Below are 535 nucleotides of genomic sequence, written 5' to 3' on the forward strand. Positions count from 1 at the left end.
GAAGGGCCGTTCGGGAAGCGCGATGCCGCGCCGCTCGCGGCAGCGCTCAAAGGACTCGCGCTCGAGGTCCGAGGCGTCGGCGAGCCGCGGCAGTGCCAGGTGCGGCGCGGCGGATTCGCGGTGGAGGCGTTCGATCCGCGCTCGTGCGCGTCGCGCACGATGCCGGGCCTGCACGTGGTGGGCGAGGCGCTGGACGTGGACGCGCCCTGCGGCGGCTACAACCTGCATTGGGCGTGGGCTAGCGGCATGCTGGCGGGTCGCGCTGCCGCCGAGCGCCTGATGAAGGAGGCGGTCGATCATGCTTGAGGTTTCGAACGTGAAGTTGCCGCTTGACGCGGGGCTGCCCGAGGGCGGGGGGCTCGTGCGCGCGGCGGCGGCCGCGGCGCTGGGGGTGGCGGAAGGCGACGTGCGCACGGTGCGCACGGTGAAGCGCAGCGTGGACGTGCGCAAGAAGCGCGACGTCCATTTCGTGGCGACGCTCGGCGTGGAGCTGGTCGACGAGGCGGCCGAAGAGCGAGCGCTTGCGGTCGCCATC

The 535-nt window shown here is 73.3% G+C and carries 1 protein-coding gene and 1 pseudogene; both read left to right on the top strand.

Annotated elements, in window-relative coordinates:
- On the top strand, window positions 1-306 hold a 306-nt coding region (locus tag HMPREF1023_RS14985), incomplete at its 5' end, for an NAD(P)/FAD-dependent oxidoreductase (protein WP_009307340.1).
- Window positions 299-535, top strand: a pseudogene (locus tag HMPREF1023_RS14990) (FAD-dependent oxidoreductase); the annotation flags it as partial. The gene HMPREF1023_RS14985 and the pseudogene HMPREF1023_RS14990, both read left to right, overlap by 8 nt.

The organism is Eggerthella sp. 1_3_56FAA (assembly GCF_000185625.1).
GTDB classification, from domain to species: domain Bacteria; phylum Actinomycetota; class Coriobacteriia; order Coriobacteriales; family Eggerthellaceae; genus Eggerthella; species Eggerthella lenta.